Below are 13,953 nucleotides of genomic sequence, written 5' to 3' on the forward strand. Positions count from 1 at the left end.
ACAATATAATAAAAGGGTGAGCTATTTGCTCACCCTTTATATCTATCAGTTGTCGTTATTTAATTCAGCTTGCTACTGCGTGTAGGTAAACTTTTTACGCAACTTTATATCAGCGACAGACGCGCCAATCATCACTTCAAATTCACCGGTTTCAGCGAGCCAATCATTGGATTTTACATCCCAAAAAGATAAGTCTCGTGTGGTTAAGTTGAAACTCACTTGTTTGCTTTCACCGGCGTTGAGCCACACTTTATTAAAGCCTTTTAACTCTTTGGCAGGTCGCGGGACACTGGCGTTAAGATCATGCAAATATAACTGAGTCACTTCAGCGCCAGCGATGTTACTGCTATTGGTTATTGTTGCAGTAACAGTAATCGTGTCATCAGCTTTGATATTATCAGTTGAAAGTTGAATGTCTGAGTAGGTGAAATCGCTATAGGATAGACCGTGGCCAAAAGGAAATTGTGGGGTGATATTTTGTTGCTCGAACCAGCGATAACCAATAAATACACCTTCGCTATAACGTGATTCCTTTTCGTTATAATCATTTAGGGCAATTGGCGCAGTATCAGCGAGTTTTTTCGGTAATGTTATCGGCATCTTTCCACTTGGGTTTTCATCACCAAATAGGATATCAGCGTAAGCATGTCCAGCTTCCATACCGCCATACCAGCCCCATAACACAGCATTGGCATCATCTGCCCATGGCATTTCTACCGCTGAGCCTCCAATCATAAATACCACGGTATTTGGGTTAGCTGTTAATAGCTTAGCGATAATTTCATCTTGTTGACCTGGCAACTTCATATCAGGGCGATCAATAGATTCACGATCATCAGCATGGCTCAAACCACCAAAATAAACTACTGCATCAGCGTTTTTCGCTGCGGCGAGATATTCTTTTTCTGTGTTATATAAGTTGTTAGGTGTTTCCCAGCCTAAAGTGACGGTTTCATCACCTTGATAAGTTAGGCTAAATGCATAGGTTTCATCTGCGGTTAGCTTGATATCTTGGCTTAACACTTTTGCATCAGTGACCTGAGTACTGCTGACTAAGCGGTTATCATTAATGGTTAACGATACTGTGCCGCTACCTTTAATCTTTAAGGTATGGTTGCCCGTTTCCATTGGCTTAATGTTAGCTTTGATTTCGATGATTTGCGCTTTGCCCTTGGAATCAAACTGTGGGTCTGCAATCCATGATTCACTGCTTAATTGCTCCATCTTGGTATCGGTAAAGTAATTAATCTGCCATGACGGCGTGCCAGTCCAATGTCGTGTGGTGAGGTAATCATTGGGAATGGGCATAAATTGACTACTGGCAGGGCGCATATGTTCAATCTTTACCTTGCTTCCTGCTTGCTCAAACTTAGCTTTAAGACCATCAAGTGGGCTTATTTCATATAGGGCTTTGACTTCTGATGAGCCGCCACCGAAACCATGACGCTTATCGGCATTAGGGCCTAAAACCAGAATGTTTGTTACCTTGTTGCTATCCAGTGGCAATACGCGATTATCATTCTTTAATAGGACAACACCGTTGGTGGCAATGGTTCTTGCATCATCACGATGGGCCTGGGTATTGCGCTCGCCTGATAAACGTTGTTTATCCATCATACCGATACTGAGCTGAACTCTTAGAATACGGCGAACCTTATCGTCTAATTCAGCCTCAGGCACTTTGCCCGCTTTGATCATCTCTAATAGCGGCTTTGCTAAAAAGTATTCATCGTAACTGGCTACGTCAGTACCCATTTCGATATCAAGGCCATTCATGGCGGCGTCATAGGTATTGATATCAACATTCCAATCTGTGAGAAGCACGCCTTCGTAGCCCCATTCACCTTTTAAAATGGTTTTAATGAGATGCTTACTTTGATTAGCATTAGTACCACGAAATTCATTATAAGCGCCCATAATCGCGTGCACATTAGCGAGCTTTACTGCGGCTTCAAATGCCGGTAAATACACTTCTCGTAAGGTACGCTCATCGGGTATGGCGTTAACGCCTGTGCGGTTTAACTCTTGCGTGTTAAGGGCATAATGCTTGGCAGTGGCGCCTACATCATTGGCTTGAATGGCTTTAATTGTCGGCACTACTAGTGCGGCTGCCAAAAAGGGGTCTTCACCCATGTATTCAAAGTTACGCCCATACAAAGGTAAACGGGCTAAATTAACCCCAGGGCCGAGGATTAAATCTTTGTTGCGATGACGGGCTTCGGCGCCTAAAACATTGCCGTGTAAGCTTGCCATGTGCGGGTCCCAACTTGCTGCAACAGCGGTTAATGGCGGCAAGTAAGTGGAGTAGTCATTGGTCCAGCCAGCAGGCGCCCATGAGTTTCGGTCAATTTCATAACGGACACCATGGGGGCCATCTGACATCCACATTTCATGAATATTTAATCGCTCAATAGCAGGGATATGAAATTTACCGCCAGCGTGCACCAGTGAAACTTTTTCTTCTAAAGTAAGCTGCGGTAAAAGGCGCTCAATTTCAGCTTCTACATTGGACAAACGATGTTGTAAGCGACGTTGTTCACTTATTGATAAAACCGATAAGGCATGAGTTTGTGATGAAGCTTGAGACTGTGATGAGGCATTCACCGAAGATGCAACAACATTTGTTGAAACACTGATAAGGCTTGTTGCAGCCGCAGTAAGTGTTAACGCTAGCTGAACCTTTTTTGTAAGCCCTTTCATAGCTGTTGGTGTTTTCGGTGTCATCACAGGCTCCTTGCTGGATTGGCTTTTGCTATTAATGTTTTAGTCATGTACTCGTTTGTACAATGTTAGTTTGTTAGGTATTAAGGCATACGGCTTGTTCAATCACTGACTTGGCGGATAATTACTGTAGATATTATTCAATATTGATAAAAATATTGGCGGTTAGCCGACCAGTATCAGGATTACTGTCAATGTCAGTATCAAGGTTTACCAAGGTCGAGTGTAATAGGTTACCGGGGTAAATCACCAAACGGTGTTGCTTGTATTCAATTTGATGATGTTGCTGATAATAGGCGTTACTTTCAACAAAATACTTGGCAGGTTTAGGGGCTATTTGCTGTAAATAGGGCTCGGCAGCATTAAAATATTGCTGCATGTTTTGTTGAGTAATACGTTCAAAACCACTGGGTTTATGTTTAAAAAACGCCGTGGCGCCGTGGGGCTGGTCGTTCAAATATTGTAAAATGGCAAAATAGTAGGGCGCAGGGGTATCAAAGTGGGGGATCCGCTGCAAGGTGGTTAAGCTTTCTGGCTGACGGTTAATTAACGAAAAATAGGTCGCTTGAGGCTTAATTCGTAAATTGGTTGGCACCTTGTACACATCATAAATTAGCTGGAATATATGATTAAGCACCTCAATAACATAGTCTTTAGGTAATTTTGCCCGCACACCAGGGTAGTAAGACCCCATATCGAGATTGAAATCGATTTGGCGAGCACAGGCCTGAAGCTCAGATACATCAGCAGTAAAGTCATCAATCACAATCACCGGTGTTTTTAACTCACCGATATAAACCACTTGCGGCTTGATGGGCTTTTTGACCAGCACCATAGCATTTAAGTTATTGCTGCCAGCCGGCTTATGTTTATCTGGCATATGTTTATCTGACTTAGGTGCTGCTGATGTTACATCGACCATAATATGCGGATCCGTTATCTATACCTATCAAGCGATTAGAATGAGTTAAAGCATTTTTGATTTGCAGTAATGCTGCACAAACTCATAATGATCAGGCAAATTAGCCACTTTGTGTTTCACTTTTGCTTTGATATTGCCTAAGAAGCTTTCAAGTTCTGCATCTTCCATCATATCCACAATCGGGTGATATTGTTTCGGCGCTAGACCTTGGCCCATCATTACTTGTATCCAAGAGCTTTCACCAAATAACTCATTACCGTGTTTGTAGACTTTACCTGAAGCATCAAACATATCGATACGATGTTGCAATGAGGCAGGTACGTCCATGCTCTTACAATGACGCCAAAAACGTGTATCGACTCTGTCAGTGACTTTATAATGCAAGATAATGAAGTCACGAATATTCTCGGTTTCTGTGCGAGTCTGTTGGTTAAACTCATTGATATCTTCTTCAACAATGCCTTGTGAAGGGAACATTTGCAGTAAACGTACAATACCGCGCTGAATTAAATGAATGCTGGTGGACTCTAGAGGCTCTAAAAAGCCAGAAGAAAGACCAATAGCGACACAGTTTTTATCCCAGGTTTTACGGCGACTACCGGTGCGGAACTTTATCACTCGTGGTTCAGTTAATGGTTCACCTTCAATGTTTTCCATTAAGGTGGCTTTAGCTTCATCATCACTGATGTATTTACTGCAAAACACAATACCGTTGCCAGTGCGGCTTTGTAGCGGGATGCGCCACTGCCAGCCGGATTCTCGGGCAATTGAACGAGTATAGGGAATGGGCTTGCTGGTGGTTTTTGTTTGCACCGCAATGGCGCTATCACAAGGTAACCAATGGCTCCAGTCATCAAAACCTGCATTAAGGGTTTGCTCGATTAATAAGGCCTTAAAGCCGGTACAATCAATAAATAAGTCACCTTCAATCACTTCACCTGACATCAGTGTTAACGCGCTGATATGGCCATTATCATGGTGCTGCTGTACCGCTGATATTTTGCCTTCAATACGCTTAATACCGTGCTGCTCTGCAATAACCCGCAAGAACTTGGCGTATAAGCTGGCATCCATATGATAGGCATGGTTGTAATCTTGATTAGGTAACACGGCAAATCGACCTTCGCGGGCGGCCAAATGTTCGGTGCAATAATCACCAATTTCACTGACTAGCCCACGTTGCTGACCCTTAAGCCAAAAATGTTGAAAGCCACAAGCCCAGCAATCTTTGCCTAAAAAACCAAATGAGTGAATATAATCTTTGCCGACGTCATGCCAGTTTTCAAAAGAAATGCCCAGTTTAAAGGTAGCATTGGTGGCCGCCATGACATCTTGTTCTTTAATGCCTAATAAGCGATGAAAAATATGCAGTGTTGGGATGGTTGCTTCACCGACACCCACAGTACCGATTTCATCAGACTCAACTAATACTACTTCAAGGTTTTTACCTAATAACTTAGTTAATGCCGCAGCTGTCATCCAACCTGCGGTGCCGCCACCGGCGATGACGACCTTTTTAATGGGTTTATTTGGTATGTTCATTGGCATTCCCTAAACTGTATTTGCTTGTAATATCATGATATTAAAGACATATTTGCTAAAATAAGTTGCTTGACAAAAGCGGTTAGCGTTTTAATTTATTGATTAAATCAGCTCTTAATTTACGTGCATTGAGCTCATCTAGCGGTTTGGTTTGCATCCCTTGAGCCTCTTTAGGGATGTGCGCTACATCGTCGTCATCATGGTCAAAAACATAATGCTCAAACATGGCTTTCCATGCTTGGCGTTGCGCTTTTGGTAATGAGCGTAAACTCAGCATCGCCAAGGCTAGGGCATTATTGGGTCTACCTAAATAACCTGGACTGTCACGCCACCAGTGGGTAATAAGCACATTAAAGGCTTGATTACCCGCCACATGGTGCCACCACATACTTGGAACATAGAGTACGTCACCAGCTTCTAATTCAGCGGTTTGTGAGGCCGCTAATGCGTGGGTAAATTTAGGGAAACGCTCAAAGTCAGGATTATCGAAGTCCACCATGCTAATTTCTTGTCCGCCGGGGGCAAACTCCATCGGGCCAATATATAAATTGGCCACCTGTTCTGGCGGGAAAAGAGTAAAGGTGCGTTTTCCGACAACATTACAAGCGAGGTTTTGTGGAAAATCAAAGTGGGCAGCGATGCGAGATTGATTACCAAGCCAGACACTGGTGAGTGGTTTTATGGGGTCGATATTAACGCTATTTTCAGCCGCAAGTCCGGGCAAAAAATGGTTTATCTCGGTGGAGCCCATATAAATACTTGGCGGCAATTGATCATCTTGGTGGGCAAATAACTTATCAATCACTTGTCTTAAGTTGAGTTGGCTGGCTTGGTAATTAAAGCCATTGACCTGCTCATTATAAAAAACTCTGCCTTTATGTTCAGGCGCAACATAATAGGCAGTAACCGGCGTTTCTTGATAAAAAGACAACAGGTAGTCAGCGGCTGATTTAGCAGAATCTAAACCTGCCTGAACCAGCGGCCAATGGCGGCAAGCACCTTTAAAGATAACGGGCTGAACGGTGTTTTCAATATTCATTACCTCAATCACAGCTTGAATATCTTCTAATGGACAATCATCTATGACTTTTACCGTCTGCTTTGCTGTCTGATTTAGTGCCATGCTCATTACCTTACATCCTATCAAGAACTTAATTTTTGTTGTAAATCCAATTTAATGAGATTTAGCTGTTTTGGGCATTTTTGAAATTAAGTAATTGTCTGATATTAGATTGTGATGCCAGCGCCATATAGATGGCATTGAGATAGCCATGTTGATGCAACTCGCCAAGCACTTCTGCTGATAACCCCGCTAAGGTGTCTTCATTAATGGTATAAAAACCAATCATTTGATGTTTTTCACCATTATCTAATTGCACATCTAGGGTGAAAGACTCCAGTAATTCTAATTTGATTAAGGTATCGATGAACTGTTTACTGTCACTTAAACCATGGTGAATCGCCTCAAGCATATCGCCTACTTCATCTAAATAGGGGGTATTACCACCATAAGGGAAAAATAAGGCTTCGCCTTCAGTTTCATTGATCCGAGGGTGGTTAGGGTCGAGGTGGATCACTCGTTGCACCTGCTCAACGCCATCTTCAGTCACTTTTTGTTGACCAATTAGAAATGGCTGACGACGCACGGTTAGTGGGATATATGATGCATTCCATTTACCATCTTGTAAGAACAGGTTTTCTTTGTGTTGGAAGCCAAATAACGCCACCGAATAGAATTGACCCGTTTGGCTGTCTTTTTGAAAAAAGATCGGATAATTAGCCTGCACACTGCGAAATTCTAACGGGAAAGTTACCGTGTACCATAAATTATCACCGTACTTTGCTGAGCGCTCAGTGATGATTTTCAAATCTTTGTGGTCGACGCTATTGAGTAATACTGGTTTGTTCATGCTGACATCCTAATCAAGTACAGTCATTGCTGTTTATGTTGTCGTTATAATTTATCAATGGGTTGGGTGCTAAATACGAGATAACCCATATTGTTGGATTTTATTAAGTAATTCTCGATTACTCGGTAATACTTGCTTTAAACCTTGGGTACGTTTGATATTGTCGGCAAATAATTGCTGAGCTCTATTTTGTAAAGAAGGTTTTAATTGGTTTGGCATTTGTGTTTCAAAGCCCATTCCGTAAAGCACAAATTGAAAGCTCGCAGCCGGAAACAGCACATCAGTATGTTGAATGTCATGACGGCTTGGAGGCTGGGTCTGCCATAGTTGTAACTGCTCTTGCAAGCTATCAGGAATGGTGGATGATTCACGATGATCATGCCAATAGTCACTGTCACTGCGTTTACTCAGCACATAATGCAATTTCAAAAACTCGATAATTTGTTGCCAATGTTGCTGAAAACGCTTATTCACTCTAGCCGATACAATATCCATCACCTGACGGTTAGCAGGGAGTTGCTGCGCAAGGGTATTAGCGCTCCATTCAACTAAGGCTAATGCCGATGCCTCTAAGGGCTCAATAAAGCCTGAAGCCATACCAATAGCCATACAGTTGTTTTTCCAGCACACCTGCCTATGACCTGGGGCGATGGAAAGCGCTCTAATGTTGAGATTATCAACATCTAACCCCGCGGTCGGTTTTAGATAATCGATCAGTTGTTGCTCCGCCTCAGCTTGCGTTGTATGACTCGACGAGTACACATGTCCAACACCGCGGCGTGTGGGTAAGCCGATATCCCAAATCCAGCCATTAGTTTGCGCGGTTGAATGGGTACATGAAGCGATATCTGTTTCAGGCTCAGGGTAGGGGACTTGTACCGCTAGGGCTGAGTCATTAAATAACACTGCCTTTTGGCAAATGAATGGCACTTCAAGTTGCTCGCCCAAAAGTAATGATTTCACCCCAGTGCAATCAACAAATAAGTCAGCTGCAATTTCACCTGAGAGTTTAGTGGCTAAATAGCCAATGTCGCCGTTGTCTTTTTTATGAATAGCCGTGACGTGATCGCGTATATGGCTGACGCCGAGTTTTTCAGTGCAATGCTTTTGTAGCAGTTGACTAAATTTACCGGCGTTTAAATGGTAACCGTAATTATTTTGAAATTGATACTCAGCAGTGGTTATTTGCTTAGGCGCTAAAAATAGCTGACTCAGTTGGTTTTGCTGACCGACAGCATCAGCAAAGCTGACTTGGTCACGGTGGGGTAACCAATAGGGGCATAAATCAATTTCGTTAGTGCCCATCGGCAGGCTAAACGGGTGTAGATAATGATCGCTGCTTTTATTGCTTGGACTATTGCTTGGACTATTGCTTGGACTATTGTTTGGGTTATTGCTGTGGTTTTCAGTCAGCGAATGGGTCCAATTAATAAACCGTGAACCTTGCTTGAAGCTGGCATCGCAACTGATTAAAAATTCTGTTTCACTGATACCGATTTTTTTTAAGGTGGTGCGCATTGAAGGCCAAGTGCCTTCGCCAACGCCAATCGTGGCAACATCAGGGGATTCTATCAGGGTAATGTTGAGCTTGGGAGAGGGCGATAGTTTGCCATTATCAGCATTATGTTCAGCAGCCAGAATACCTGCTGTAATCCAACCTGCAGTGCCGCCACCGACAATGACTATATGATTTATCGCTTGTTCCATAAAAGGGCCTATTGTTTTTATTAATATCTTTAAGGCTTAGTTGTTAACTTAAACAGCATCGAATAATTTTCAGTCACTTACAAGGGATAGTTAGTGAAATCTGTATTCAGTAGTTTGATAAAAAAGTGCAACGTCCTTGTTGCTAATGGATGTAGCTTAAAAAAAGAGGTGACCATGGGGTCACCTCAAACGACCTTACTTTTTGATAGATTTACATACACATTAGAATGTGTAACGCGCACCTAAGCTATAACGTGCACCTGTTTGGGTGTAGTTAAGTACTTCTGTGTACGAACGACCATGGGTACGGGTGTTTTCGTTGGTAATATTAAGACCTTCGAAGAACACGGTTAAGCCTTCTACTGCCGCAATGTCATAACCGATATTAAAATCAAGTTGTGAGTATTCTTCAGTATAAGTGGGGTTAGCACCAGTATCATTGCCGGTAGAGTTTAAGAACTCATCACGCCAGTTCCACGCTAAACGTGCTGAGAAACCATAGTCTTCATACATAGCAACAATGTTGGCAGTATCACTGATATTCGTTAATACTTTTTGTGGCGCATCAGCTGCACGAGAGACACTGTCAGGGCGACCTAAGTTAGTATTATCAAAATCATCACCGGCATTAACTAAGGTGTAGTTAGCTTGTAAACCAAAGCCTGACTCACCAAAGAAGTGCTGTACTGCAAATTCCCAACCATCAATCACAGAGCTTTCATTGGTGTTTGTTGGCGCGGTGATAATGAAGTTTATACTTGGGTCACCAGGATTACCGGTAATTTCAATATTGCCATTATCAGGGTTTATCGTAACGTTTGGATCTGTTGCACCGTAAGTGTCATAAATCCACTGACGTTGTTCATTCGCTGTTGTTGCCCCTGCAGCAATGGCTTCTTGAACGTATACCCCATTTGATGGATCTGGAATCTCATAAATGTCAGAGTTATAAGCGTTATTATCAATAAAGTTAGTCACATCTTTTCTGAAATAACCTACTGAAACATAACTGGCATTGTCATAGTACCACTCAGCTGAAAAGTCAATATTTTCAGACTCTAGCGGCAACAAGCTTGGATTACCTGCTTCGCCACTACCACCGCCACGGTTTGCAAGTGTGCCAACTGTGGTACCACCTTGTATCGAGATATAATCAGGGCGACCAATTGTTTCACTGTACGCAGCACGTAACATGACATCTTCTACCACTTCAATATTGAAGTTAAAGCTGGGTAAGAAGTAATCATATTCACCCGTTTGGTTTTGAGTCACTCGATTGTCATTCCCAGAACCACTGCTTCCAAGGGCAATCTCAGTTTCCGCAATCCAAGTTGCTTCATCATATGATGAAACAGCAGAGTTTGATTCAACATCTGTTTGCTCATAACGGACACCAAAGTGAACGTCAAACGGCATGTCACCTATGTCGCCTTCGTAGTTATATTGGATATAAGCTGATTGAGACTCTTCTTGTGTAAAGCGGTTAGTATCGCTGGCGTAATCTGTTGATGGGCAGAAACCATTACCACAATCACCAATTGCAGTTGAACCATATAATTCAGCAGCGCGGGCACGAACTGCTTCAAAGTCCCATAAGAAAATCACATCTTGTGGGTCAATAGATGCTGAACCTTGATAATCTGAGAAGTCACCTTGTGAACCGTCAAATTTATCTTGCACGCTGCCTGCTGGGAACCAAGCTGGGTCAAAGTCCCCTTCAGCGCCAACGCCGCCCCAGTCATTACGTTGTACGTTTACGGATTGCGAAAGGTTGTTTACGTCAGTTGCTGCAATACCAAAGTCAATGCTACCGGCTTCTTCAAAGATGTAAGTACCATTAATTTGTAATTGGTCAATTTCTGATTTATTACGAGCATTACCAAATACCGAACCAGTTACGCGCATGTCTTCTGGGCGAACTTGATTACCGCCGCCGACAGCAAGTACAGGTACATCACCAGTAAAGTCAGTTGCCGCACTAGTACGAATAAACGCTGCAGTACTTAAGTTACTACTACTACCGTTTTTATTGTTCGGTGAGCGTTCTGCCACAGAGCTATGGTAATCCAATGATAAGAATAAGTTATCAGTTGCATCCCACTCTAAGTTAAAGCCAATTGAACCACTTTCATCACGAGTACCATAATCGCCCGCCGCCATAGATAAATCGGCGCCGCCATCAGGATAGATTTCAGAGTAAACTAATGGCGAAGATACTGGCCCATCAGACCAAGTACTTTCTTGAGTTGGAACAAAGTTAAACCATGCCGATACATCATGTGATTGAGTATCGATGTCGTTTTGCATGTAAGTGTAATCTAACGTAGCACGAAGAGAATCGATTGGTTCGTACTGCAATACTAACTGACCGTTGGTACGGGCACGTTGTTGCTCTTCAAAACGGTAGACTGTGGTTTGCGGTACCGAGTAAACATCGCCTTCACCTGGACGGTTAATTTGATTGTCATCTTTTGGTACGCCGCCCCACTCAGCATTGCTGCCACCCCAATCTTGGTCAACAATACCAGGGAAGCTACGCCAGCCGGTACCCACTTGGGCTTGCTGATTACCGCTTTCACGTTCTTGATAACTGGCTGAAATTGAGATACCGAATTTGCCATCAGCAAAGGTATTTGAGTAAATACCAGAAAGTTCAGGCGTGATAGAGCCTTCATCGGTAGAAGTATCATCTACGGCTTTCACGCCGAAACTGGCTTTTAAACCAGGAGAGCTTAACGGGCGATGAGTTAGAACATTGATTGTTGCGCCCATACCACCAGTTGAGTTTTTAGCTTGGCTAGTTTTTTCAACTTCAACAGCGCTAATGGCTTCTGAGGCAATGTTGGCAAAATCAAATGAACGAGAACCGGTTGTCACAGGCATTTGACGGCCATTGAGCATCACTAAGTTTTGGTCTGGACCAAAACCACGCACAGAAACGCGGCTACCTTCACCGTTTTGTCTGTCAATTGATACACCAGTAATACGTTGTAAAGACTCTGCTAAGTTACTGTCCGGGAACTTACCAATATCTTCTGCGTTAATTGCATCAACAACACCGTTAGAGCTGCGTTTTAAATCCATCGATTTAATTAAGCTACCACGGATACCAGTGACCTTAAGTACTTCGATGTTTTCATCGGCAACAACTTCATCTGCTGCAAATGCTGGCATCATGGTACTTGCGCTCAGTACTACCGACAAGCTAGTGGCAATTCTGGTTTTTCTAAATGTTCTAGGTTTCATCTAAGTCTCCCCTCGACTTCGAATTCAGGCTACTACTCTCTGATTTTTTATTCGGGTTACGATTAATTCGTAACGTTCTTTATTCATCATTTTGTTAGCGCTTGGTTAAGGCTTTGTGTAAAACACTATGTAAGCGCTTACATAAAACTAGATTAATTTGTTAACAGCGTCAACATTATTTAGCATAAAGATTACAACTCATTAACCGTGTTTTTTTGTGAAAATGTTAGAGGTTTCCAGTAAGTTATTGTTATTAATCTGGTAAATTGTGTTTCTATTGCTTTTTTAAAATAGTTAGATAAAAATATTTTTTGTGATAGCGCTTACATAAATTTGTAAAAATATGTGCTTGGGGAGCTGTTTATTGCCATAAATGGAAGCTGATTCTTAAAAACGTACAATTGCAGCTTTAGTGAACAGTGTTTAGCTTGGCTTTAGGGGGGATTTTTATCAGTTAATTAGGCTGTTAGAGAGTAAAAAGAGTAATCTAGATTGATAATTAAAAAGCTCAAAAAATGCCGCAATTGCAGCGATAAAAACGGTATTTGGCAGGCAGCATTAGCGATAGGGCTGACGATTAATGAGCTTACTATTGAGGATTGCTGACTTATAGGTTTAAAAGATTAGCGTGTGCGGGTACTAGGAGGGTTATAACCCAGTTGTATCAGTGGCTAAATCACCACTGATAACAATTAATATGCAGTGCTTTAGTTATCATCTATTTGATTGGCGCTGTCGCAGAGTTTCTAACCACCAGCTGAGGAGTAAAGGTATTTTCTACATTGGCGCTGGTATTATTATAAACATGTTTTAATACCCAAAATGCCGCCATTTTACCCATTTCGTGGATTGGGTTATTAACCGTGGTGAGCTTCGGGGAGATATATTGCGGGAAAGGAATATTATCGTAACCCACAAAAGATAAGTCTTGGGGGATCTTCATGCCGCGTTCAAGACAAACAGCAATAGCACCAGAGGCCATTTGGTCATTGGCACATACCACAGCAGTAAAGGGTTTATTGACGCTAAGTAAGTGTTCCATCGCCAAACTGCCACTGTGCTCTTTAAAGTCACCCTCAAAGCACAATTGCTCATCAAACTTGAGATCAAATTCTGTTAATGCCCGTTGATGGCCACGCAAGCGGTCCTTGGCATCGAGTTTAAATTTAGGGCCTGAGATATAAGCAATAGCTTTATGTCCATGGCTGAGAATGTGTTTAGTGGCTAAATAGCCACCCAGTTCATTATCTAAGTAAACGCAGGCATCACTGATTTCTTCAATGTAGCGGTTAATTAATACAATGGGCGTTGGGCCTTGGCAAAGCTTTATAAGGTAGTCATCGTCTACAGCTTCAACATCAAGAATTAACGCATCACAACCGCGACTCATTAAAAACTCAACGCCTTCTTTTTCTTGGGATTCGACACTATGACCAGCGGCAATAATAACGTGTTTATTGGCCGTTCTGAGGGCTGTTTCAATTTCGGTCATCATAGGGCCGTAATAGGGGCCATCTAATTGAGACACTAACACCCCAATACTGTTTGAGCGGTTAGATGCTAATGACTGCGCGATAGAGTTAGGTCGATAACCCAATTGCTCCATTGCGCTTAATACTTTTTGTTTGGTCTTGTCGCTGACTTTGGTGTTGTTATTCATCACTCGCGACACAGTCGCAAGTGAAACACCCGCCAAGACAGATACATCATATATTGTTGCCATATATCCCTATTTAAGCTTTCCGTATTAGATAATCATTTAAGCGGCGATTAGCCTACCATGAACTATTTAGCATAATCACTAAAAAAACCTTCACTTAGTGCTTAATTCTTTATTTTATGTGGCAATAAAGCCTTAAACCTTCAGCAATACGGATTTTATATTGATATTTGTATTCATCATTA

General features: G+C 42.3%; 8 protein-coding genes. All 8 read right to left on the bottom strand.

Features of this window, described 5'->3' with window-relative positions; genetic code table 11:
• Positions 1-72 precede the first annotated feature (72 nt).
• The gene (locus tag AB4160_RS09120; protein WP_372004284.1) at positions 73-2,724 is read right to left on the bottom strand and encodes a glycoside hydrolase family 3 C-terminal domain-containing protein; all 2,652 of its coding nucleotides are present in this window, start codon (positions 2,722-2,724) and stop codon (positions 73-75) included.
• A 133-nt stretch (positions 2,725-2,857) separates the two neighbouring features.
• The gene (locus AB4160_RS09125; protein ID WP_372004286.1) at positions 2,858-3,643 is read right to left on the bottom strand and encodes a DUF6445 family protein; all 786 of its coding nucleotides are present in this window, start codon (positions 3,641-3,643) and stop codon (positions 2,858-2,860) included.
• A 45-nt stretch (positions 3,644-3,688) separates the two neighbouring features.
• Positions 3,689-5,185 carry a tryptophan halogenase family protein gene (locus AB4160_RS09130; protein ID WP_102439778.1) on the bottom strand — a complete coding sequence of 499 codons (1,497 nt, stop codon included), beginning with the start codon at positions 5,183-5,185 and terminating at the stop codon, positions 3,689-3,691.
• A gap of 82 nt (positions 5,186-5,267) precedes the next feature.
• Positions 5,268-6,224: a cupin-like domain-containing protein gene (locus AB4160_RS09135; protein ID WP_372004302.1), complete on the bottom strand. Its 957-nt coding sequence runs from the start codon at positions 6,222-6,224 to the stop codon at positions 5,268-5,270.
• 145 nt (positions 6,225-6,369) lie between these two features.
• Positions 6,370-7,095 (bottom strand): SapC family protein, encoded by a 726-nt coding sequence (locus AB4160_RS09140; RefSeq protein ID WP_102439780.1) that lies wholly within the window; start codon positions 7,093-7,095, stop codon positions 6,370-6,372.
• A gap of 69 nt (positions 7,096-7,164) precedes the next feature.
• Complete coding sequence (locus AB4160_RS09145; protein ID WP_372004289.1) at positions 7,165-8,802, bottom strand: tryptophan halogenase family protein; 1,638 nt, start codon at positions 8,800-8,802, stop codon at positions 7,165-7,167.
• A 222-nt stretch (positions 8,803-9,024) separates the two neighbouring features.
• Positions 9,025-12,048: a TonB-dependent receptor gene (locus tag AB4160_RS09150; RefSeq protein WP_303502745.1), complete on the bottom strand. Its 3,024-nt coding sequence runs from the start codon at positions 12,046-12,048 to the stop codon at positions 9,025-9,027.
• 718 nt (positions 12,049-12,766) lie between these two features.
• Complete coding sequence (locus AB4160_RS09155) at positions 12,767-13,771, bottom strand: LacI family DNA-binding transcriptional regulator (RefSeq protein ID WP_102439783.1); 1,005 nt, start codon at positions 13,769-13,771, stop codon at positions 12,767-12,769.
• Between the last annotated feature and the right edge of the window lie 182 nt (positions 13,772-13,953).

It is taken from the genome of Shewanella sp. 10N.286.51.B8 (assembly GCF_041469325.1).
Lineage (GTDB): Bacteria > Pseudomonadota > Gammaproteobacteria > Enterobacterales > Shewanellaceae > Shewanella.

Bases quoted from the DNA above. Each gene is read 5' to 3' on its own strand.
- AB4160_RS09130 (WP_102439778.1), bottom strand. From the start codon at position 5,185: ATGAACATACCAAATAAACCCATTAAAAAGGTCGTCATCGCCGGTGGC.
- AB4160_RS09155 (WP_102439783.1), bottom strand. From the start codon at position 13,771: ATGGCAACAATATATGATGTATCTGTCTTGGCGGGTGTTTCACTTGCG.
- AB4160_RS09145 (WP_372004289.1), bottom strand. From the start codon at position 8,802: ATGGAACAAGCGATAAATCATATAGTCATTGTCGGTGGCGGCACTGCA.
- AB4160_RS09135 (WP_372004302.1), bottom strand. From the start codon at position 6,224: ATGAATATTGAAAACACCGTTCAGCCCGTTATCTTTAAAGGTGCTTGC.
- AB4160_RS09140 (WP_102439780.1), bottom strand. From the start codon at position 7,095: ATGAACAAACCAGTATTACTCAATAGCGTCGACCACAAAGATTTGAAA.
- AB4160_RS09125 (WP_372004286.1), bottom strand. From the start codon at position 3,643: ATGGTCGATGTAACATCAGCAGCACCTAAGTCAGATAAACATATGCCA.
- AB4160_RS09150 (WP_303502745.1), bottom strand. From the start codon at position 12,048: ATGAAACCTAGAACATTTAGAAAAACCAGAATTGCCACTAGCTTGTCG.
- AB4160_RS09120 (WP_372004284.1), bottom strand. From the start codon at position 2,724: ATGACACCGAAAACACCAACAGCTATGAAAGGGCTTACAAAAAAGGTT.